21 protein-coding genes are annotated in these 19,439 nt (G+C 41.5%); 17 read left to right on the forward strand and 4 right to left on the reverse strand.

Features of this window, described 5'->3' with window-relative positions:
- Nucleotides 1–30: 30 nt before the first annotated feature.
- The 5 genes from rpoC to DDU33_RS03520 all read left to right on the forward strand — a co-directional run bounded on the left by rpoC (nucleotide 31) and on the right by DDU33_RS03520 (nucleotide 6,704).
- Entirely contained in the window at nucleotides 31–4,314 is a 4,284-nt protein-coding gene (gene rpoC, locus DDU33_RS03500; RefSeq protein WP_108923190.1) for a DNA-directed RNA polymerase subunit beta', read from the forward strand.
- 182 nt (nucleotides 4,315–4,496) lie between these two features.
- Entirely contained in the window at nucleotides 4,497–4,868 is a 372-nt protein-coding gene (locus DDU33_RS03505) for a hypothetical protein (protein WP_108923192.1), read from the forward strand.
- Nucleotides 4,861–5,169, forward strand: a complete 309-nt coding sequence (locus tag DDU33_RS03510) for a hypothetical protein (protein ID WP_108923194.1) — start codon at nucleotides 4,861–4,863, stop codon at nucleotides 5,167–5,169. The genes DDU33_RS03505 and DDU33_RS03510 overlap by 8 nt, the downstream gene beginning before the upstream one ends.
- Before the next feature lie 306 nt (nucleotides 5,170–5,475).
- Nucleotides 5,476–5,685, forward strand: coding sequence for a type II toxin-antitoxin system VapB family antitoxin (gene vapB, locus DDU33_RS03515; RefSeq protein ID WP_108923196.1), 210 nt, complete (start codon nucleotides 5,476–5,478; stop codon nucleotides 5,683–5,685).
- A gap of 143 nt (nucleotides 5,686–5,828) precedes the next feature.
- Nucleotides 5,829–6,704, forward strand: coding sequence for a D-alanyl-D-alanine carboxypeptidase family protein (locus DDU33_RS03520; RefSeq protein ID WP_108923198.1), 876 nt, complete (start codon nucleotides 5,829–5,831; stop codon nucleotides 6,702–6,704).
- Between the two features lie 68 nt (nucleotides 6,705–6,772).
- Here the strand turns inward: DDU33_RS03520 and DDU33_RS03525 are convergent, their stop codons facing one another.
- The gene (locus tag DDU33_RS03525; RefSeq protein ID WP_108923200.1) at nucleotides 6,773–7,417 is read right to left on the reverse strand and encodes a TfoX/Sxy family DNA transformation protein; all 645 of its coding nucleotides are present in this window, start codon (nucleotides 7,415–7,417) and stop codon (nucleotides 6,773–6,775) included.
- 474 nt (nucleotides 7,418–7,891) lie between these two features.
- Here DDU33_RS03525 and rpsJ point away from each other — a divergent pair, with 474 nt between their 5' ends.
- Genes rpsJ through rpsQ form a run of 11 tightly spaced genes read left to right on the forward strand, consistent with a single transcriptional unit; the run spans nucleotide 7,892 to nucleotide 12,862 of the window.
- Nucleotides 7,892–8,203 carry a 30S ribosomal protein S10 gene (gene rpsJ / locus DDU33_RS03530; RefSeq protein ID WP_001181005.1) on the forward strand — a complete coding sequence of 104 codons (312 nt, stop codon included), beginning with the start codon at nucleotides 7,892–7,894 and terminating at the stop codon, nucleotides 8,201–8,203.
- 25 nt (nucleotides 8,204–8,228) lie between these two features.
- Nucleotides 8,229–8,861 (forward strand): 50S ribosomal protein L3, encoded by a 633-nt coding sequence (gene rplC / locus DDU33_RS03535; RefSeq protein WP_005818306.1) that lies wholly within the window; start codon nucleotides 8,229–8,231, stop codon nucleotides 8,859–8,861.
- Between the two features lie 15 nt (nucleotides 8,862–8,876).
- Nucleotides 8,877–9,479, forward strand: a complete 603-nt coding sequence (gene rplD / locus DDU33_RS03540; protein WP_005818308.1) for a 50S ribosomal protein L4 — start codon at nucleotides 8,877–8,879, stop codon at nucleotides 9,477–9,479.
- A complete protein-coding gene (gene rplW, locus DDU33_RS03545; protein ID WP_005818317.1) occupies nucleotides 9,476–9,781 on the forward strand; it encodes a 50S ribosomal protein L23 in 306 nt (101 codons plus the stop codon). The genes rplD and rplW overlap by 4 nt, the downstream gene beginning before the upstream one ends.
- 19 nt (nucleotides 9,782–9,800) lie before the next feature.
- Nucleotides 9,801–10,622, forward strand: coding sequence for a 50S ribosomal protein L2 (gene rplB, locus DDU33_RS03550; protein ID WP_005818318.1), 822 nt, complete (start codon nucleotides 9,801–9,803; stop codon nucleotides 10,620–10,622).
- A gap of 27 nt (nucleotides 10,623–10,649) precedes the next feature.
- Entirely contained in the window at nucleotides 10,650–10,925 is a 276-nt protein-coding gene (rpsS, locus tag DDU33_RS03555) for a 30S ribosomal protein S19 (protein ID WP_005539416.1), read from the forward strand.
- Nucleotides 10,926–10,935: 10 nt separating this feature from the next.
- A complete protein-coding gene (gene rplV, locus DDU33_RS03560) occupies nucleotides 10,936–11,268 on the forward strand; it encodes a 50S ribosomal protein L22 (RefSeq protein WP_005706427.1) in 333 nt (110 codons plus the stop codon).
- A 17-nt stretch (nucleotides 11,269–11,285) separates the two neighbouring features.
- A complete protein-coding gene (rpsC, locus tag DDU33_RS03565) occupies nucleotides 11,286–11,993 on the forward strand; it encodes a 30S ribosomal protein S3 (RefSeq protein WP_005706400.1) in 708 nt (235 codons plus the stop codon).
- Nucleotides 11,994–12,006: 13 nt separating this feature from the next.
- On the forward strand, nucleotides 12,007–12,417 hold the full coding sequence (rplP, locus tag DDU33_RS03570; RefSeq protein ID WP_005818321.1) for a 50S ribosomal protein L16: 411 nt from the start codon (nucleotides 12,007–12,009) through the stop codon (nucleotides 12,415–12,417).
- Nucleotides 12,417–12,608: a 50S ribosomal protein L29 gene (gene rpmC / locus DDU33_RS03575; RefSeq protein WP_005818323.1), complete on the forward strand. Its 192-nt coding sequence runs from the start codon at nucleotides 12,417–12,419 to the stop codon at nucleotides 12,606–12,608. The genes rplP and rpmC overlap by 1 nt, the downstream gene beginning before the upstream one ends.
- Nucleotides 12,608–12,862: a 30S ribosomal protein S17 gene (rpsQ, locus tag DDU33_RS03580; RefSeq protein WP_005818325.1), complete on the forward strand. Its 255-nt coding sequence runs from the start codon at nucleotides 12,608–12,610 to the stop codon at nucleotides 12,860–12,862. Before rpmC ends, rpsQ begins: the two co-directional genes overlap by 1 nt.
- Before the next feature lie 106 nt (nucleotides 12,863–12,968).
- On the opposite strand, the gene trkA is transcribed toward rpsQ, so the two are convergent.
- From trkA to selB, 3 genes are read right to left on the reverse strand one after another with little or no spacing between them, the layout of a single operon-like run.
- Nucleotides 12,969–14,345, reverse strand: coding sequence for a Trk system potassium transporter TrkA (gene trkA / locus DDU33_RS03585; RefSeq protein WP_108923202.1), 1,377 nt, complete (start codon nucleotides 14,343–14,345; stop codon nucleotides 12,969–12,971).
- A 7-nt stretch (nucleotides 14,346–14,352) separates the two neighbouring features.
- Nucleotides 14,353–15,651 (reverse strand): 16S rRNA (cytosine(967)-C(5))-methyltransferase RsmB, encoded by a 1,299-nt coding sequence (rsmB, locus tag DDU33_RS03590; protein ID WP_108923204.1) that lies wholly within the window; start codon nucleotides 15,649–15,651, stop codon nucleotides 14,353–14,355.
- A 5-nt stretch (nucleotides 15,652–15,656) separates the two neighbouring features.
- Nucleotides 15,657–17,522 carry a selenocysteine-specific translation elongation factor gene (selB, locus tag DDU33_RS03595; protein ID WP_108923206.1) on the reverse strand — a complete coding sequence of 622 codons (1,866 nt, stop codon included), beginning with the start codon at nucleotides 17,520–17,522 and terminating at the stop codon, nucleotides 15,657–15,659.
- A 153-nt stretch (nucleotides 17,523–17,675) separates the two neighbouring features.
- On the opposite strand from selB, the gene proS reads away from it, so the two are divergent.
- Nucleotides 17,676–19,391, forward strand: a complete 1,716-nt coding sequence (gene proS / locus DDU33_RS03600) for a proline--tRNA ligase (protein WP_108923208.1) — start codon at nucleotides 17,676–17,678, stop codon at nucleotides 19,389–19,391.
- The last annotated feature ends 48 nt before the right edge of the window (nucleotides 19,392–19,439 follow it).

A 19,439-nucleotide genomic window follows, 5' to 3' on the forward strand; every position in this document is an offset into this window, starting at 1 on the left:
GAACAAAAACCTCAAATCAGGGGCAAAAACGTGAAAGACTTAGTTAAGTTTTTAAAAGCACAATCTAAATCAAACGATGATTTTGATGTAATTAAAATTGGTTTAGCATCGCCGGACAAGATCCGTTCTTGGTCTTTCGGTGAGGTAAAAAAACCGGAAACCATCAACTACCGTACATTCAAACCAGAACGTGATGGTCTTTTCTGTGCACGTATCTTCGGGCCGGTAAAAGATTACGAATGTTTATGTGGTAAATATAAACGCTTAAAACACCGTGGTGTCATTTGTGAAAAATGTGGTGTTGAAGTAACTCAAACTAAAGTTCGCCGTGACCGTATGGGACACATCGAACTAGCTTGCCCTGTGGCACATATTTGGTTCTTAAAATCACTGCCGTCCCGTATCGGTTTAATCCTTGATATGCCGTTACGTGATATTGAGCGTGTGCTTTATTTTGAAAGCTATGTCGTTATTGAACCGGGTATGACCGATCTTGAAAAAGGTCAGTTATTAACTGAAGAACAATTCTTAGACGCAGAAGAGCGTTGGGGTGATGAATTCGATGCGAAAATGGGGGCGGAAGGTATCCAAGCATTATTACGCGATATGGATTTAGAACACCAATGCGAAACAATGCGTGAAGAGTTGCAAGAAACGAATTCTGAAACAAAACGTAAAAAAATCACAAAACGTTTAAAACTTTTAGAAGCATTCCAACAATCTGGTAATAAACCAGAATGGATGGTAATGACGGTATTACCGGTTCTTCCACCGGATCTTCGTCCATTAGTACCACTTGATGGTGGTCGTTTTGCGACTTCAGATCTGAACGATTTATATCGCCGTGTAATCAACCGTAACAACCGTTTAAAACGTTTATTGGATTTAGTTGCACCAGACATTATCGTACGTAACGAAAAACGTATGTTACAAGAGTCTGTAGATGCATTATTAGATAACGGTCGCCGTGGTCGTGCGATTACCGGTTCTAACAAGCGTCCATTAAAATCGCTTGCGGATATGATCAAAGGTAAACAAGGTCGTTTCCGTCAAAACTTATTAGGTAAACGTGTAGACTACTCAGGTCGTTCGGTAATTACCGTAGGTCCATACTTACGTCTTCACCAATGTGGTTTACCGAAAAAAATGGCATTGGAATTATTCCGTCCATTTATCTACTCTAAATTAGAAAGCCGTGGTATTGCTTCAACCATCAAAGCGGCGAAGAAAATGGTAGAGCGTGAAGAGCCGATTGTATGGGATATTCTTGCAGAAGTTATCCGTGAACACCCAATTCTGCTTAACCGTGCACCAACGTTGCACCGTTTAGGTATTCAGGCGTTCGAACCAATCTTAATCGAAGGTAAAGCAATCCAGTTACACCCACTTGTTTGTGCGGCGTTCAACGCGGACTTCGATGGTGACCAAATGGCGGTACACGTACCATTAACGTTAGAAGCACAGTTAGAAGCGCGTGCGTTAATGATGTCTACCAATAACGTACTTTCACCGGCAAGTGGTGACCCAATTATCGTTCCATCTCAAGACGTTGTATTAGGTTTATACTATATGACCCGTGAGAAAGTGAATGCGAAAGGGGAAGGTATGTACTTCCTTGACCCACGTGAAGCAGAAAAAGCATACCGTACCGGTCAAGCAGAATTACACGCACGTGTAAAAGTACGTATTACAGAATACGAGAAAAATGAAGCGGGCGAATTTGAGCCAAAAACTTCATTAGTGGATACCACCGTAGGTCGTGCAATTTTATGGATGATCTCGCCAAAAGGTATGCCATACAAATTATTCAACCAAACATTAGGTAAGAAAGCAATTTCAAAATTAATCAACGAATCTTACCGCCGTTTAGGTTTAAAAGAATCGGTAGTTTTAGCTGACCAAGTAATGTACACCGGTTTTGCGTATGCGGCACGTTCAGGGGCATCGGTTGGTATCAACGATATGGTTATCCCGGAACAAAAACACGAAATTATCCGTGCAGCAGAAGCAGAAGTTGCTGAAATCCAAGAACAGTTCAACTCTGGTCTTGTAACCGCAGGCGAACGCTATAACAAAGTGATCGATATTTGGGCGGCAGCGAACGAACGTGTTGCGAAAGCGATGATGGACAACCTTTCTACGGAAGAAGTGATCAACCGTGAAGGTAACCCAGAGAAACAAGCGTCATTCAACAGTATCTTTATGATGGCAGACTCTGGTGCTCGTGGTTCTGCGGCACAGATTCGTCAGTTAGCCGGTATGCGTGGTTTGATGGCTCGTCCGGACGGCTCGATCATCGAAACACCAATTACCGCAAACTTCCGTGAAGGCTTGAACGTTCTTCAGTACTTTATTTCAACCCACGGTGCCCGTAAAGGTCTTGCGGATACGGCGTTGAAAACAGCGAACTCTGGTTACTTAACCCGTCGTTTAGTAGACGTGGCACAAGACTTAGTGATCATCGAAGATGACTGTGGTACGGAAGAAGGTATCGTGATGACTCCACATATTGAAGGTGGAGACGAGAAAGTACCATTACGTGAATTAGTATTAGGTCGTGTTGTTGCTGAAGACGTATTAAAACCGGGTTCAGACGAAGTGTTAATCGCACGTAATACGCTGATCGATGAAAAACTTTGTGATGTAATCGATGAAAACTCAGTCGATAGCATCAAAGTACGTTCAGTGGTAACCTGTAACACAGACTTCGGTGTGTGTGCGAAATGTTACGGTCGTGATTTAGCACGTGGTCACTTAATTAACCAAGGTGAGGCAGTCGGTGTTATTGCGGCACAATCAATCGGTGAGCCGGGTACACAGTTAACGATGCGTACGTTCCATATCGGTGGTGCGGCATCTGCGGCAGCGAAAGAATCTAGCGTACAAGTGAAAAACAACGGTACGATTAAATTAACCAATGCGAAATACGTTACCAACAAAGATGGCAAGTTAGTTTTAACTTCTCGTAATACCGAATTAACGGTGATTGACACCTTCGGTCGTACCAAAGAGAACTATAAACTGCCATACGGTGCGGTATTAAGTAAAAACGACGGCGCAGAAGTGACGGTTGGCGAAGTAGTGGCTAACTGGGATCCGCATACAATGCCGGTTATCGCAGAGGTATCAGGTCGTATCCAATTCCACGACATCATTGATGGCTTAACCGTAACACGTCAAACAGACGAATTAACCGGTTTATCATCAATCGTGGTGCAAGATGTGGGTGAACGTGCAACGGCAGGTAAAGATTTACGTCCGGCATTAAAATTAGTTGATGCACAAGGTAACGATATCTTAATCGCAGGCACAGATGTACCGGCGCAATACTTCTTACCGGGTAAAGCGATTGTAACCCTTGATGATGGTGCAGAAATCGCAGTCGGTGAAGCATTAGCACGTATTCCACAAGAATCTGTGGGTACCAAAGATATTACCGGTGGTCTTCCACGCGTAGCAGACTTATTCGAAGCTCGTAAACCAAAAGAGCCGGCGATCCTTGCGGAAATCTCAGGTATCGTATCATTCGGTAAAGAAACCAAAGGTAAACGCCGCTTAGTGATTACCCCAGCGGAAGGCGAAGCATACGAAGAAATGATTCCAAAATGGCGTCAGCTCAACGTATTCGAAGGCGAGATGGTTCAACGTGGCGATGTGATTTCTGATGGTGCGGAAACACCACACGACATTTTACGCTTACGTGGCGTTCACGCCGTAACTGAGTACATCGTAAACGAAGTGCAAGAAGTTTACCGCTTACAAGGGGTAAAAATTAACGACAAGCACATCGAAGTGATCGTACGTCAAATGTTACGTAAAGCGGTAATTACCAATGCTTACGACTCTGAATTCTTAGAGGGCGAGCAAGTGGAAGTTGCACGCGTGAAAATCGCTAACCGCAAACGTGTTGCTGAAGGCAAACCGGAAGTGGAATTTGAACGTGAATTGCTTGGTATTACCAAAGCATCACTTGCAACAGAGTCATTCATCTCTGCGGCATCGTTCCAAGAAACTACCCGTGTTCTTACTGAAGCAGCTGTGGCAGGTAAACAAGACGAATTACGTGGCTTAAAAGAGAACGTTATCGTTGGTCGTTTAATCCCGGCAGGTACAGGTTTCGCTTACCACAAAGCCCGTGCAGAAAAACGTGCGGCAGGCTTACAAGCGGTAAAATTTGAACCGGAAGTTGCAACTCAAAACGCAAACAGCTTCGTAACCGATGCGGATATCGAAGAAGAGTTCGAATTTGTTGCAGACGACGCAACCCAAAGCCTTGCAGCATTATTAAATGCTGAAATGGATGCGGAAGAGTAAAAACGTAGGGTGGGCTTGCCAGAGTCCACCGTTATAGAAAAAGCCCCCAGAGCTAGTGAGTTCTGAGGGCTTAGTTATATAAATATTGAGAACGAACAGAAATAATATCAGTTATATAGTTATTTTTATTTTATTTATTTAAAATAGTAACTACTTGAAAATTAGTGTGGGAACCCTATTTGATGCGTAATTTATTTTCTCGTTGGGGAAGTGTTGATGGAATTAATGCTAAATCCACAGCATTGTCTCCCATTTTATGGATGTTTGGTATATCTTTTACAGGCATAGGTTTACTTTATTGGACCACAAATAATGAAGCTGTATTATATTTCGGTTTTTTTGTTATTGGAATAATCGGACTTGTAGCATTGGGGCTTACGATATTCTTTGCTATTAAGGATCCAGATAGATTGCAATCAGAAAAATTTTCAATTAGGAAGTTAGAAATATCTCAAGGGCTACTTGGCGATAATAATACAGGTCTTTTAGAAGAAGATAGTTCTAAAATAATTACAGATGCACACTATGAAACTAAGGAGGGGAATAATGTCTAAAAAATTTATTGTCCTTGTTGATGAAGCTTTTACAACAGATGAGCGGAATACTATATCGAAATATTTAAAAGATAAATTTGGGTATTGGCACTGGATTGGAAATGCTTGGTTGTTAATTACATCAAGAGATACAGATACAAGTCAGAACATTAGAGATGAGTTGATAAAATTAGTGAATAGAGGGACTATTATTGTCTTAGATATATCAAATAATAATGGGTGGGCAGGCTTTGGTAATACTAAGAAATTTGAGTGGATGCATAAAAATTGGGGAAAAAAGAGTAAGAAGCTAACTCCATAGCTAGCATAACTCTCTTGGCGCAAGTGTACTTGCTTGTGCCAGAATAGTTAAGCCTACTCCTCACTTTAAAGCTTCAATAAAATTCTCATCAATTCCCGAAAATATAAAGAATGTTTATTAGAAACTTTTAGCCTGTTGATGTAACTAACTTTTAGGATCGTAGCTTCCCTTAACAAATCTAAATAAACGATCAAATTGTGCGAAAAACTTACAAAATTCCACCGCCTGCATCAACAAAACAATCACTTCTTTTTTTTCTATTTGTGGTATATACTCGCAATATATACCAAATATAAGGAGTTCAATATGGAAGCCTCAGTATTTATGACAAATCGTAGCCAAGCGGTGCGATTACCCGCAGAAGTGCGTTTTGCGAGCTATGTCAAAAAATTGTCAGTGCGAGTGGTGGGCAATGAGCGAATTTTGGTGCCGATCAACCAAAGTTGGGACAGCTTTTTCTTAGGTTCAGCTACTGTCAGCGACGACTTTATAGAAGAGCGAGAAATCGGCATTTAGCCTGAACGTGAGGAATTCTGATGCTTACTTATATGCTTGATATCAATGTCTCAAAATAATTTGATAACCCATCATTTCCCCCAATCGTCACCCTCTCAAAAAACTGCTAAAATGCACAAATTTCTTTCTTACCAATAAATCTTATGTTGAAAAAGCTGTGTTCTCTTTTTGCCTTATTACCTGCGGTAAGTATGGCGCAATCTTATGTAGTATATGATTTTACCCACGATAGAGTATTAGAAAGCCGTTCGCCTCATTCTGTTCAGCCGATCGCTTCGGTAACAAAATTGATGACGGCGAATGTCTTTTTAGAAAATAATCAAAATCGAAATTGTGCGATTTCAATTACAGATGAAGATGCTGATTATATTAAAGGGACTTCTACCAAATTACCGACTTATACGCCGATTTCTTGCCAAGAGTTGCTTAAAGCGATGTTAGTCCATTCCGATAATTATGCGGCTCACGCACTTTCTCGGGCTGCTGGGATGTCTCGTACGCAATTTATCCAAAAAATGAATGAGAAGGCGAGAGAACTGGGTATGCGTTCAACACGTTTTAGCGATAGCTCGGGGCTCTCCAGTGCGAATGTGTCGAGCGTGATGGATTTAGTGAAACTGGCGAAGTATTCGTTAGGGAAAAGTCAGATTCAGGTTTTATCTAATATGGCAGCGGCTTATATTCATGCCGGGCGGAAAAATATTTTTGTGAAAAACACTAATAAGTTGGTTAGGGAAGAGCTTTTTAGTGCGGCAATCAATAAAACGGGTTATATCCGCGAGTCGGGGTATAATTTGGTGTTTATCAATAAGCAACCTTGTAATTCAGCAACGATTGGGGTCATTAGCTTAAATAACTCAAGCTCGGCATCTCGCTCACAATTTACTAAAAATAAATTGGAACAGTATGGTTGCCCTTCTTCACATGAAGAGTTGTACACTTCGGCAGAGGACACTGTGTATGACAATAGCTATGACCAAGAAGGCTTTGAGCGATTGATTCAACAATTTGCAAATTAAGGTTTGATGTAAGCGGTTATTTTCTATGAGATTTTTGCAAAATCCATGCAGAAAATAACCGCTTGTCTTTAATCTGGAATATGGAAGCGATGACGGAGTCCGGCATCATATAGTGCTTGGTTCGCTTCTTGTAAAAGGCTAATTTTCTCTTCAGGCGTTAAGCTATAAACAGATTTTTGCTCTAGTGCACCATGCAATTTATAGAGCAGTAAATCAGACCCCTCATCGCCTTGCTTAATTATATCGACAAAAGTGGCTAAATAGCCTTTCTGTTTAAACTCATCCACGTTGTGAATGTTGATTCTTTTTAAAATCCGTTCAATTTTCATATTGAGGTTTGTAAGAGAACGAATCTGTGTTTTGAGTTTTTCTTCTTTTCTTGTTCTTTCTTGACGAAGTTCATCTAAAATACTTGTTACCCAAGCAGGAAATTGGGTAGAGCTTAAAATATAAGAAATAGGTAAGGCATAAAAATTTTTCGTATGTATGCCGGCTTTGGGATCATCAAGCACAAAAACACCTTTGACTGCTTGAATATCGGCACTTGTTTCTTGGTTTGTCCTAAGGTAAATGTGGTCATCTTTATAAAGTGCGAACATAAAACCATCAGAAAAAATCCCATAATAAGAAAAATACGTTTTGATTCGAATATCACCAATAATCGGGTTAAAAATTTCATTTACAGTTTGCCTGATTTGATGAACGGGTTGCATGTTTGTGTTTACTCCTGTGTATTTGTAAGAAAAATCGAGGCTATTTTCTTGAATTTAGTTAGACTTTCAACCAATAAATGATGAATTTATGACCTTGCTCGAAAAATGTAGAAAAATATTTAGTTATAAAATATGAATTTGATGCATTTCAAATACAACGGTTCATATGGTAGTTAATGCTGGTATATTTTGCTTAAAGAAAGCCAAAGAAATTTAAAGAGATTAAGTAAAAAACGCTTGCAAAATGATCGTAGATTCTGTATGATTCACGCACTTTCTCGTACATCTTTGCGAGAAGATGTCTTGATAGTCGTTTGGTGTAATCATTTATCAAACGGTGTTACCAATTGGGTAACACATATAATGTTCCTAATCTTGGAACTATAACAGGTGTAACTGAGCTCCCTTATTCTTTATTAGGTAAGTGGTAGTTTGGTTTTTTTATTAGCTAAATTTTAATGGAGCTCTGGTCTAATGCAGAACCAAAGAATCCGTATCCGCTTGAAAGCATTTGATCATCGTTTGATCGATCAATCAACTGCGGAGATCGTAGAAACAGCTAAACGTACTGGTGCACAAGTTCGTGGTCCAATTCCTTTACCAACTCGTAAAGAACGTTTCACAGTGTTGATTTCTCCACACGTAAACAAAGATGCGCGTGATCAATATGAAATCCGTACTCACAAACGTTTAGTTGATATTGTTGAACCAACAGAAAAAACTGTTGATGCATTAATGCGTTTAGATCTAGCTGCTGGCGTTGATGTTCAGATTAGTCTAGGTTAATTGGGAATTTTAAGAGGTTATTACAATGATTGGTTTAATCGGTCGTAAAGTTGGTATGACCCGCGTTTTCACTGAAGACGGCGTGTCTATTCCAGTTACCGTTATCGAAATCGAAGCCAACCGTGTTACTCAAGTTAAAACCCTTGAAAACGATGGCTATTCTGCAATTCAAGTTACTACTGGTACTAAAAAAGCTAGTCGTGTAACTAAGCCAGAAGCAGGCCATTTCGTGAAAGCAGGTGTTGAAGCTGGTCGCGGTTTATGGGAATTTCGTACTGAAGGTGAAACTCAAGAGTTCACTTTAGGTCAAGAAATCAATGTTGACATCTTCACAGATGTTAAAAAAGTAGATGTTACTGGTACATCAAAAGGTAAAGGTTTCCAAGGTGGTGTTAAACGTTGGAACTTCCGTACTCAAGATGCAACTCACGGTAACTCTTTATCACACCGTGTACTTGGTTCTATTGGTCAAAACCAAACTCCAGGTCGTGTGTTTAAAGGCAAAAAAATGGCTGGACACTTAGGTGCTGAGCGTGTAACTGTTCAATCACTTGAAGTTGTTCGTGTAGATGCTGAGCGTAAATTATTATTAGTTAAAGGTGCTGTTCCAGGCGCAACTAATAGTGATGTTATTGTTAAACCAGCAGTTAAAGCATAAGTCTAGGAGATAGAGATGGAATTACAAGTTGTAGGTGCAAACGCACTAACTGTTTCTGAAACTACCTTCGGACGTGAGTTTAACGAAGCGTTAATCCACCAAGTAGTTGTTGCTTATGCAGCAGGTGCTCGTCAGGGTTCACGTGCACAAAAAACTCGTGCTGAAGTGTCTGGTTCAGGCAAAAAACCTTGGCGTCAAAAAGGTACAGGTCGCGCTCGTTCAGGTGATATCAAATCACCAATCTGGCGTTCAGGTGGTATCACTTTCGCAGCGAAACCACAAGATCACAGCCAAAAAGTGAACAAGAAAATGTACCGTGGTGCAATCAAAAGCATTCTTTCTGAATTAGTTCGTCAAGACCGTTTAGTGGTTGTTGAGAAATTCGAAATCGATGCACCAAAAACGAAAGCATTAGTACAAAAATTAAAAGATTTAGCGTTAAATGACGCTTTAATCATTACTGCAAACGTAGATGAAAATCTATTCTTAGCAGCGCGTAACTTATACAAAGTAGACGTTCGTGATGTTCAAGCAATCGATCCAGTTAGCTTAATTGCTTTTGATAAAGTAGTTGTAACTGTTGATGCAGTAAAACAAATTGAGGAGATGTTAGCATGATTCAACAAGAACGTTTGCTAAAAGTGCTTAAAGCACCACATATCTCTGAGAAAGCGACAAATAACGCAGAAAAAGGTAACACAATCGTATTTAAAGTAGCATTAGACGCTAACAAAGTGGAAATTGCGAACGCGGTTGAGCAACTTTTCGAAGTTAAAGTTGATTCTGTACGTACAGTGATCGTTAAAGGTAAAACTAAACGTCACGGTGCTAAATCAGGTCGTCGTAGTGACTGGAAAAAAGCTTACGTAACTCTTCAAGAAGGTCAATCACTTGACTTCGTTGAAGGTGCGGCAGAGTAATTCGGAGGAATAGAAAACTATGGCTATCGTTAAATGTAAGCCGACCTCCGCTGGTCGTCGTCATGTAGTTAAAGTTGTTAATGCAGAACTTCACAAAGGTAAACCTTTTGCAGCACTTTTAGATACTAAATCTAAAACTGGTGGTCGTAACAACTTAGGTCGTATCACTACTCGCCATATCGGTGGTGGTCACAAACAACACTACCGTTTAATCGATTTCAAACGTAACAAGTTAGAAATCCCAGCAGTAGTTGAACGTTTAGAATACGATCCAAACCGTTCTGCTAACATCGCGTTAGTACTTTATAAAGATGGTGAACGCCGTTATATCTTAGCACCAAAAGGCTTAGCTGCTGGTGATACGATTCAAGCGGGTGCTTCAGCGCCAATTAAAGTAGGTAACGCATTACCAATGCGTAATATCCCTGTAGGTACAACTGTACACAACGTAGAATTAAAACCTGGTAAAGGTGGTCAAATTGCGCGTTCTGCAGGTGCATACGTACAAATTATTGCTCGTGAAGGTAACTATGTAACTTTACGTCTTCGTTCAGGCGAAATGCGTAAAGTATTAGCTGAGTGTACAGCAACCATCGGTGAAGTTGGTAACTCAGAGCATATGCTTCGCGTACTTGGTAAAGCTGGTGCTAACCGCTGGAGAGGCGTTCGCCCGACAGTTCGTGGTACAGCGATGAACCCGGTAGACCACCCACACGGTGGTGGTGAAGGCCGTAACTTCGGTAAACACCCAGTTACACCTTGGGGCGTTCAAACCAAAGGTAAGAAAACTCGTCACAATAAACGTACTGATAAATACATCGTACGTCGTCGTGGCAAATAATTTAATACACTAAAAAGAGGATAACCCATGCCACGTTCTCTCAAGAAAGGTCCTTTCCTTGACCTACACTTGTTGAAGAAGGTAGAGAAGGCGGTGGAAAGCGGGGATAAAAAACCAATTAAAACTTGGTCCCGTCGTTCAATGATCATTCCATCAATGATTGGTTTGACCATCGCAGTCCATAATGGTCGTCAGCACGTTCCAGTTTATGTTTCAGACGAAATGATCGGACATAAATTAGGTGAATTTGCACCGACTCGTACATACCGCGGTCACGCCGCAGATAAGAAAGCTAAGAAATAAGAGGTAAAAGATGGAAACTATTGCTAAACATCGTTACGCTCGTACTTCTGCACAAAAAGCTCGCTTAGTTGCTGATTTAATCCGTGGTAAAAAAGTTTCTGCAGCATTAGAAATCTTAACTTTCACAAACAAAAAAGCAGCAGCTTTAGTGAAGAAAGTTTTAGAGTCAGCTATCGCGAACGCAGAGCACAATGACGGTGCAGATGTAGACGATCTTAAAGTTGCTAAGATTTTCGTTGATGAAGGTCCAAGCATGAAACGTGTTATGCCACGTGCGAAAGGTCGTGCAGATCGTATTTTAAAACGTACTAGCCACATCACTGTGGTTGTATCAGATCGTTAATCAGTAGGAGAATAACAATGGGTCAGAAAGTACATCCTAATGGTATTCGCCTTGGTATTGTTAAACCTTGGAACTCTACTTGGTTCGCGAATACACAAGATTTCGCTGACAACTTAGACGGCGACTTCAAAGTACGTAAATTCTTAAACAAAGAGTTAGCGAACGCTTCAGTATCACGTATCACTATTGAACGTCCTGCGAAAAGCATTCGTGTAACTATCCACACAGCTCGTCCTGGTATCGTTATCGGTAAAAAAGGCGAAGATGTTGAAAAATTACGTAACGCAGTAGCGAAAATCGCAGGCGTTCCAGCACAAATCAACATCGCTGAAGTGAAAAAACCAGAGCTAGATGCAAAATTAGTTGCAGATAGCATCGCTTCTCAACTAGAACGTCGTGTTATGTTCCGCCGTGCAATGAAACGTGCAGTACAAAACGCAATGAAATTAGGTGCTAAAGGTATCAAAGTTGAAGTTAGCGGTCGTTTAGGTGGTGCAGAAATTGCTCGCTCAGAATGGTATCGTGAAGGTCGTGTACCTCTACATACTCTTCGTGCAGACATCGATTATAACACTGCAGAAGCTCACACAACTTACGGCGTAATCGGCGTTAAAGTGTGGATCTTCAAAGGTGAAATTCTTGGTGGTATGGCTGCAGTGATTGAATCTGAAAAAGAACCAGCGGCACAGCCTAAAAAGGCGCCACGTGGCAAAGGTCGTAAATAAGGAGAATCACTGAATGTTACAACCAAAACGCACAAAATTCCGTAAAGTACACAAAGGCCGTAACCGTGGTATCGCGGGCGGTACTGAAGTGAGCTTCGGTACATTCGGTTTAAAAGCAGTTGGTCGTGGTCGTTTAACAGCACGTCAAATCGAAGCAGCACGTCGTGCTATGACTCGTGCAGTTAAACGTCAAGGTAAAATCTGGATCCGTGTGTTCCCAGACAAACCAATTACTGAAAAACCATTAGAAGTCCGTATGGGTAAAGGTAAAGGTAACGTTGAGTACTGGGTAGCTTTAATCCAACCGGGTAAAGTATTATATGAAATGGATGGTGTTTCTGAAGAAATCGCACGTCACGCATTTGCGTTAGCGGCAGCGAAATTACCAGTGAAAACCACATTTGTAACTAAGACGGTGATGTAATGAAAGCTCAAGAACTACGTAACAAAAATGTTGAAGAGCTGAATGCTGAGTTAGTAAACCTTTTAGGTGAACAATTCAAATTGCGTATGCAAGCAGCCACCGGTCAGCTTCAACAAACCCACCAGTTAAAACAAGTGCGTCGTAGTATTGCACAAGTTAAGACTGTATTAAACCAAAAGGCGGGTGAGTAATGACTGATAAAATTCGTACAGTACAAGGTAAAGTAATCAGCGACAAAATGGACAAATCATTTGTTGTTGCTATTGAACGTACAGTTAAACACCCTTTATACGGTAAGTTTATCCGTCGTACAACAAAATTACATGTACACGATGAAAACAACGAAGCTAAATTAGGTGATGTAGTTGAAATCAAGGAATGTCGTCCTGTTTCAAAAACTAAATCACACACTTTAGTACGTGTTGTTGAAAAAGCAGTTGCTTAATCAACAATAAAAATTAAAACCCCTAGCAGTAATGCTGGGGGTTTTTGTTTTACGCTTTTACAAGCGGTCGAATTTTCTTTATTTTCTGCAAGTTTTCGGTATCTTGTTACAAGAAGAAAGACGTTACTTGGAAGAGTTTTTCAATTTCGCTGACGTGTTTTTTATCGTTCACAAATAAAATCACTCGGTCGTTGGCTTGAATCTCGGTGGACTTATGCGCAATGATGACGTCTTGATTGCGTACAATTGCCCCTACAAGGGTGCCTTGTGGGAGTTTGAGTTCACGGACTTTTCTACCTACCACTTTTGAAGAATCTATATCGCCGTGAGCGATCACCTCAATAGCCTCGGCAATCCCCTGTTTGAGTGAAACCACTTTGACAATATCGCCTTTGCGAACATAGCTTGAAAGTGCCGAGATAGTGGATTGCTGCGGCGACATTGCAATATCAATGGTTCCCCCTTGTATGAGGTGGAGATATGCCATTCGTTGCACCAACACAATCGCCTTTTTTGCGCCTAAACGTTTCGCAAGGAGTGCCGCCATAATGTTGGCTTCATCATCGCTGGTTAGCGCTAAAAAGAGATCGATATTTTCAATATGCTCTTCAAAGAGCAATTCTTGATCGGAAGCATCGCCTTGCAGAACAAGTGCTTTTTCCAGTTGAGCGGAGAGTTTTTCAGCCTTTTGGCGATCTCGCTCAATGATTTTGACACTACACTGATTTTCAAGATCTTTCGCCAAACCCAAACCAATTGAACCACCACCCACAATCATTACACGCTTGTGGGGGCGTTCAAGGCGTTGCAGTTCGCTCATTATTGCTTTAATGTTTTGCGTTTCGCAAATAAAAAAGACCTCATCGCCGGCTTCAATAATGGTTGAACCTTGCGGAATAATGGCTTTTTCTTGTCGGAAAATCGCTACAATACGTGCATCAATATACGGTAGATGATCGTGCATAGCCGAAATTGGGTAGCCGACTAAAGGCCCACCGTAGTAGGCTTTTACGCTAACAAGGCTCACAAGCTCATCAGCAAAATGGGCAACTTGCAATGTCCCCGGGTAATCAATGAGACGGAGAATATCTTTCTGCACCAATAATTCAGGGGCGATCACGTGGTCGATTGGCAAATTATCGTTACCGAATAGGTTTTCCCTTTCTTTTACGTAGTCGCTATTGCGGATACGGACAATTTTGGTCGGTACTTTAAATAAGCTATAAGCCACCTGACTAGCGACCATATTGATCTCATCGCTGTCTGTAACCGCAACCAGCATATCCGCATCATTTGCGCCAGCCTCACGCAAAATACGAGGCGAAGCGCCATTACCTTTTAACACTCGCAAGTCGTGCTTATCTTGAATTTTATCAAGCAGATCTTGGCGGTCATCAATCAGGGTAATATCATTTTCGTCATTCGCAAGCGAGGCGGCTAACGTGGAACCGACTTGACCGGCTCCCAGAATAATTATTTTCATCGTTACTTTAGCACTTCATTAGTTTGGCATAGAAAAATCCATCGCCCCCATTGTTTTGTGGGAAGAATTGTTTTTCCAGTACTTTTTCTCCGTGGAAATCCATTTCAAGCAGTTTTGCATTCGGTGTGTTAGCAATAAACTGTTGAATTTGTTGGCTGTTTTCTTCAGGAAGAACGGAACAAGTGGCATAGAGCAAAATGCCGTTTGGTTTTAGTCTTGCCCATAATGCGTTGAGGATTTTGCTTTGTAATGCAGCGAGTTCAGCAATATCTTCTTCTTTGCGTAGCCATTTTATATCAGGGTGGCGGCGGATAACGCCTGTTGCCGAGCAAGGGGCATCTAATAAGATACGGTCAAACATCACGCCGTTATCTAACCACTGTTCAGGCTGGCTGGCATCGCCACAGATAACCGTTGCCCGTTGATTTAAGCGAGCAAGATTTTCTTTAACACGAGCAAGTCGAGCCTCTTCAATATCCAATGCAATGACTTTCGCTTGCGGGGCTTTTTCGAGAATATGGGTGGTTTTGCCCCCCGGTGCGGCGCAAGCATCCAAAATCAGTTCACCATTTTGGGCATCAAGCAATTCAGCCGACCATTGAGCGTGTGCGTCTTGCACGGTTGCCCAACCTTGCTCAAAATGCGGAAGCTGATTGACGGAAACGGCTTTTTCCAGCGCAATTGCACAATCAGGGAGGCAAGCGGTAGTATTTTCGGTATTTTTTGCTAAATCGCCTAACAACCCGACATAATCAGCACGGTTGGTATGTTGAGTGTTTACCCTAATCCACATCGGCGGTTTTTGGTTATTCGCTTCGACAATTTCACGCCAATTTGGATACGCTTTTTTCAACTTATTGACCAACCATTCAGGGTGGAGTGTTTGCCAATGTTTATCTACTTTTGCCAAAATCGTTTCTTGTTCACGTAAAAAACGGCGCAAAACACCATTGGTTAAAGCACGAAAACTATCAAGTTTGAGCGATTTAGTCGCATTTACCACTTCATCTACGGCAGCATGCGCCGGCACTCGCATATAAAGCAACTGATATAAGCCCACAAGCAATAAGCAATGTACCAGACGTGTTTTGCCTTTGAGCGGTTTTTCTACGAGCTGTTTGATGATGTGCTCTAAACGAGGAAGCACACGGCAAACGCCAAAGGCGATTTCTTGTACCAAAGGCAAATCTTTGCTCTCAACTTGCGATTGTGCTTCGGGGATAAGAGTGGCAAGCGATTTGCCTTGATCTAAGACCTGTAAAATAATGTGTGCCGCCACGGCACGGGCATTTTGTTTCTTTTTCATAACATTTAGCTAAAGCTTTCAGTATCACGCAATAAGTGAATATTCCCTTTGCGGCGTAAGAAACCGCTGCGGTCGAAATATTCAATAAGTTGTACGGTTAATTTACGTCCATATTGAATTTCATCACGGAGCTGATTAACGGAAATCGCTCCGTGTTCTGCAATAAATTGACGAATGAAATGGGCAAAAGCCGTAATTTGCTCACTTAATAAAAAGCGATCTTTCACGATAGGAATGAGATAGCCCAGTTTACCTGCTTTGTATAATAAATTACGCATTTCCGTTTCATCAACCGAGAGTTCGGTAGCAATATCCCGCACCCAAAGTGCTTGATTTGTCGCTTCAAAAAGTGGTCGAATTTGTTGCCAAATTTGCAACTCTTGAGGGTTAAACTCAATCCGATGTTCGGGTAAATGTAACCAACCTCGTGTTTGTGTTAATTGTTTGGCTTCAACGAGTTCATCAATAAATTGATAAACTAAAGGCTCCGGTTGTTCTAAAGCAGCAATGCGATAGAGACGAGCTTTAGTCAGTCCAAGCTGATCTTGATGATTTTCGTGATATTCTGCCATTTTATCTAAAATACGTTGTTGTATTTGTTGTTTAAATGCTGCGGTAAAAATCCATTTACTGGAAAGCTGAAAACCAAGAGGAGCAACATCCTCCAGAAAACATTGTTCTGCCCATAATAAGAAATCCGTAGGAACGGCTTTCTGTTGTAAATAGAGTTCGACACGTTGGCGGAAATGTTCGCAAGCGGTCGTTTTTGCCAATTTTTCTACCAAAGCCAAGCGTTGTTCGGTGCGTTTGTGACGTTTCGGTGAATGAATTTCTAAAACGGTTGCGCCGCCTAGCGTTTGGCTATCGTCTCCGCTACGTAAAATCAGTTTATCCGAGGTGGCGATATGCAATGGTTCGTCTAAAATAATTTCTGCAAAACATTGCTGATTTTTGACCGCTTGTTTGCGATTTAACAGATTGAGTTTACCGGTAATGTGTGAAGCAAAATGGTATAAATGCACCACACTATTTTCTTTAACCATTTGGTTAGCGGTAAAGGTTACGGTCACTCTTTCGCTTGCGTATTGTGGCAGTCGTTCACAAAGCCAATCGCCTCGTTTAATCTGCTCTTTCTCAACACCGGCAATGTTTAAGGCTAAGCGTTGCCCACCAAAACCAATTTCAGCTTCGTGATTTTGTGCGTGAATGCCTTTGATACGGACTTTCTGTCCGTTTGATAAAAAGATCTCATCGCCAATTTTGACTTTACCGCTTACCGCTGTGCCGGTAACAACTAACCCTGCCCCTTTAATGTTAAATACACGGTCAATCGCATAACGGAACGGTTTGTTTTCAGCCTGTGAATGTTGGTTTAAATCGATAAGATGTTGTTTTAAACTCTCAATGCCCTGTAATGTGGTGGCAGAGGTAATAAAAAATGGACTTTGTGCTAGGAAAGCGTAAGTTTGTTTAACTTTTTCAATCAGTTGTTGAATTTGATTTTCTTCCGCACGATCCGCCTTCGTGATGACCACCATAATATGTTGGAAATTTAAGAGTTTTAGAATTTCCAAATGTTCTTCAGTTTGTGGTTTGATCCCTTCTTCCGCAGAAATCACTAATAAGGCGTGTTGAATGCCGCCCACGCCGGCTAGCATATTCGATAAGAATTTTTGATGGCCCGGAACGTCAATAAAGCCCAAAATATCCTGTTTTCCTTCTGTATCGGTAATCGGTAAATAGGCATAACCTAAATCAATGGTTAAACCCCGTTTCTTTTCTTCAGGTAAATGGGCGGTGTGTGTGCCGGTTAATGCCTGTAATAAAGAGGTTTTACCGTGATCAACGTGTCCTGCGGTAACTACAATCATCTTAAATCATCTCATTTTTCTTAGCCGAAAATTATGCCCAATCATACCACAAGCACCCACGCTCGGCGTAGAAAAAAATCTTCACGCAACAAGGGCTTTTTAGGCTAAAATAAGCAAATTTTCGAATATAAATTTAGCAAAATAGGAAAAACAATGCGTACAAGTCAGTATTTATTTTCAACATTAAAAGAGACCCCGAATGATGCACAGGTCGTCAGCCATCAGCTTATGTTACGTGCCGGTATGATCCGCCCGATGGCGTCAGGCTTATATAACTGGTTGCCAACTGGGATCAAAGTGTTGAAAAAAGTGGAAAATATCATTCGTGAAGAGATGAACAAAGGTGGTGCAATTGAAGTGTTAATGCCGGTTGTTCAGCCTGCGGAATTATGGCAAGAGTCGGGGCGTTGGGAACAATATGGTCCAGAATTATTACGCTTTAATGACCGTGGTAACCGTGATTTTGTGCTTGGTCCAACCCACGAAGAAGTGATTACTGATTTAGTGCGCCGTGAAGTCTCTTCATATAAACAACTGCCATTAAACTTATACCAAATTCAAACCAAATTCCGTGATGAAGTTCGTCCACGTTTTGGCGTAATGCGTTCACGTGAATTTATTATGAAAGACGCTTATTCTTTCCACGTAGATAAAGCCAGCCTACAAGAAACCTATGATGTAATGTATCAAGTGTACAGCAACATCTTCACTCGTTTAGGCTTAGATTTCCGTGCGGTGCAAGCAGATACCGGTTCTATCGGTGGTTCGGCTTCACACGAGTTCCAAGTATTGGCGTCAAGTGGCGAAGATGATGTGGTATTTTCAACAGAAAGCGATTTTGCCGCAAACATCGAATTAGCTGAAGCGGTCGCTGTGGGCGAACGTCAAGCGCCAACCGCTGACATGCAATTAGTGGACACGCCAAACGCGAAAACTATCAATGAGTTAGTAGAGCAATTCAATTTACCAATTGAAAAAACGGTAAAAACTTTGATTGTGAAAGGTGCGACAGAAGAACAACCGCTTGTGGCATTAGTGATTCGTGGCGATCACGAGTTAAATGAAATCAAAGCACAAAAACATCCGTTAGTGGCAGACCCGCTTGAATTTGCTGATGAAGCTGAAATCAAAGCCAAAATCGGTGCAGGCGTGGGTTCACTGGGTGTAGTGAATTTACCAATTCCTGCGATTATCGACCGTTCGGTGGCATTGATGTCAGATTTTGGTTGCGGTGCAAACATTGATGGTAAACACTACTTCAACGTAAACTGGGAACGTGATGCGGCTATCCCTGAAATCTTTGATTTACGTAATGTGGTTGAAGGCGACCCAAGCCCAGACGGCAAAGGTGTGCTACAAATCAAACGTGGTATTGAAGTAGGGCATATTTTCCAATTAGGCACCAAATATTCCGAAGCGATGAAAGCAACCGTGCAAGGCGAAGACGGCAAACCTTTAATTATGACAATGGGTTGTTATGGTATCGGGGTTACACGTGTTGTGGCAGCAGCAATTGAACAGCACCACGATGAACGTGGGATTATTTGGCCTTCAGATGAAATTGCACCATTTACCGTGGCAATCGTGCCAATGAATATGCACAAATCTGAAAAAGTCCAAGCTTTCGCCGAAGAGCTATACAAAGCCTTAAAAGCGCAAGGTGTGGATGTAATTTTTGATGACCGTAAAGAACGCCCGGGTGTGATGTTTGCGGATATGGAATTGATTGGTGTACCGCATATGGTGGTTATTGGAGAGAAAAACCTTGAAAACGGCGAGATTGAATACAAAAACCGCCGCACTGGCGAGAAACAGATGATTGCCAAAGAGCAGTTATTGGCGTTTTTGGCTGAGAATGTGAAAGGGTAATTTTAAATGGCTGAATAGAATGGATATTCAGCCATTTTTATTAGGGGG

The organism is Actinobacillus porcitonsillarum, from assembly GCF_003101015.1.
GTDB lineage: Bacteria > Pseudomonadota > Gammaproteobacteria > Enterobacterales > Pasteurellaceae > Haemophilus_A > Haemophilus_A porcitonsillarum.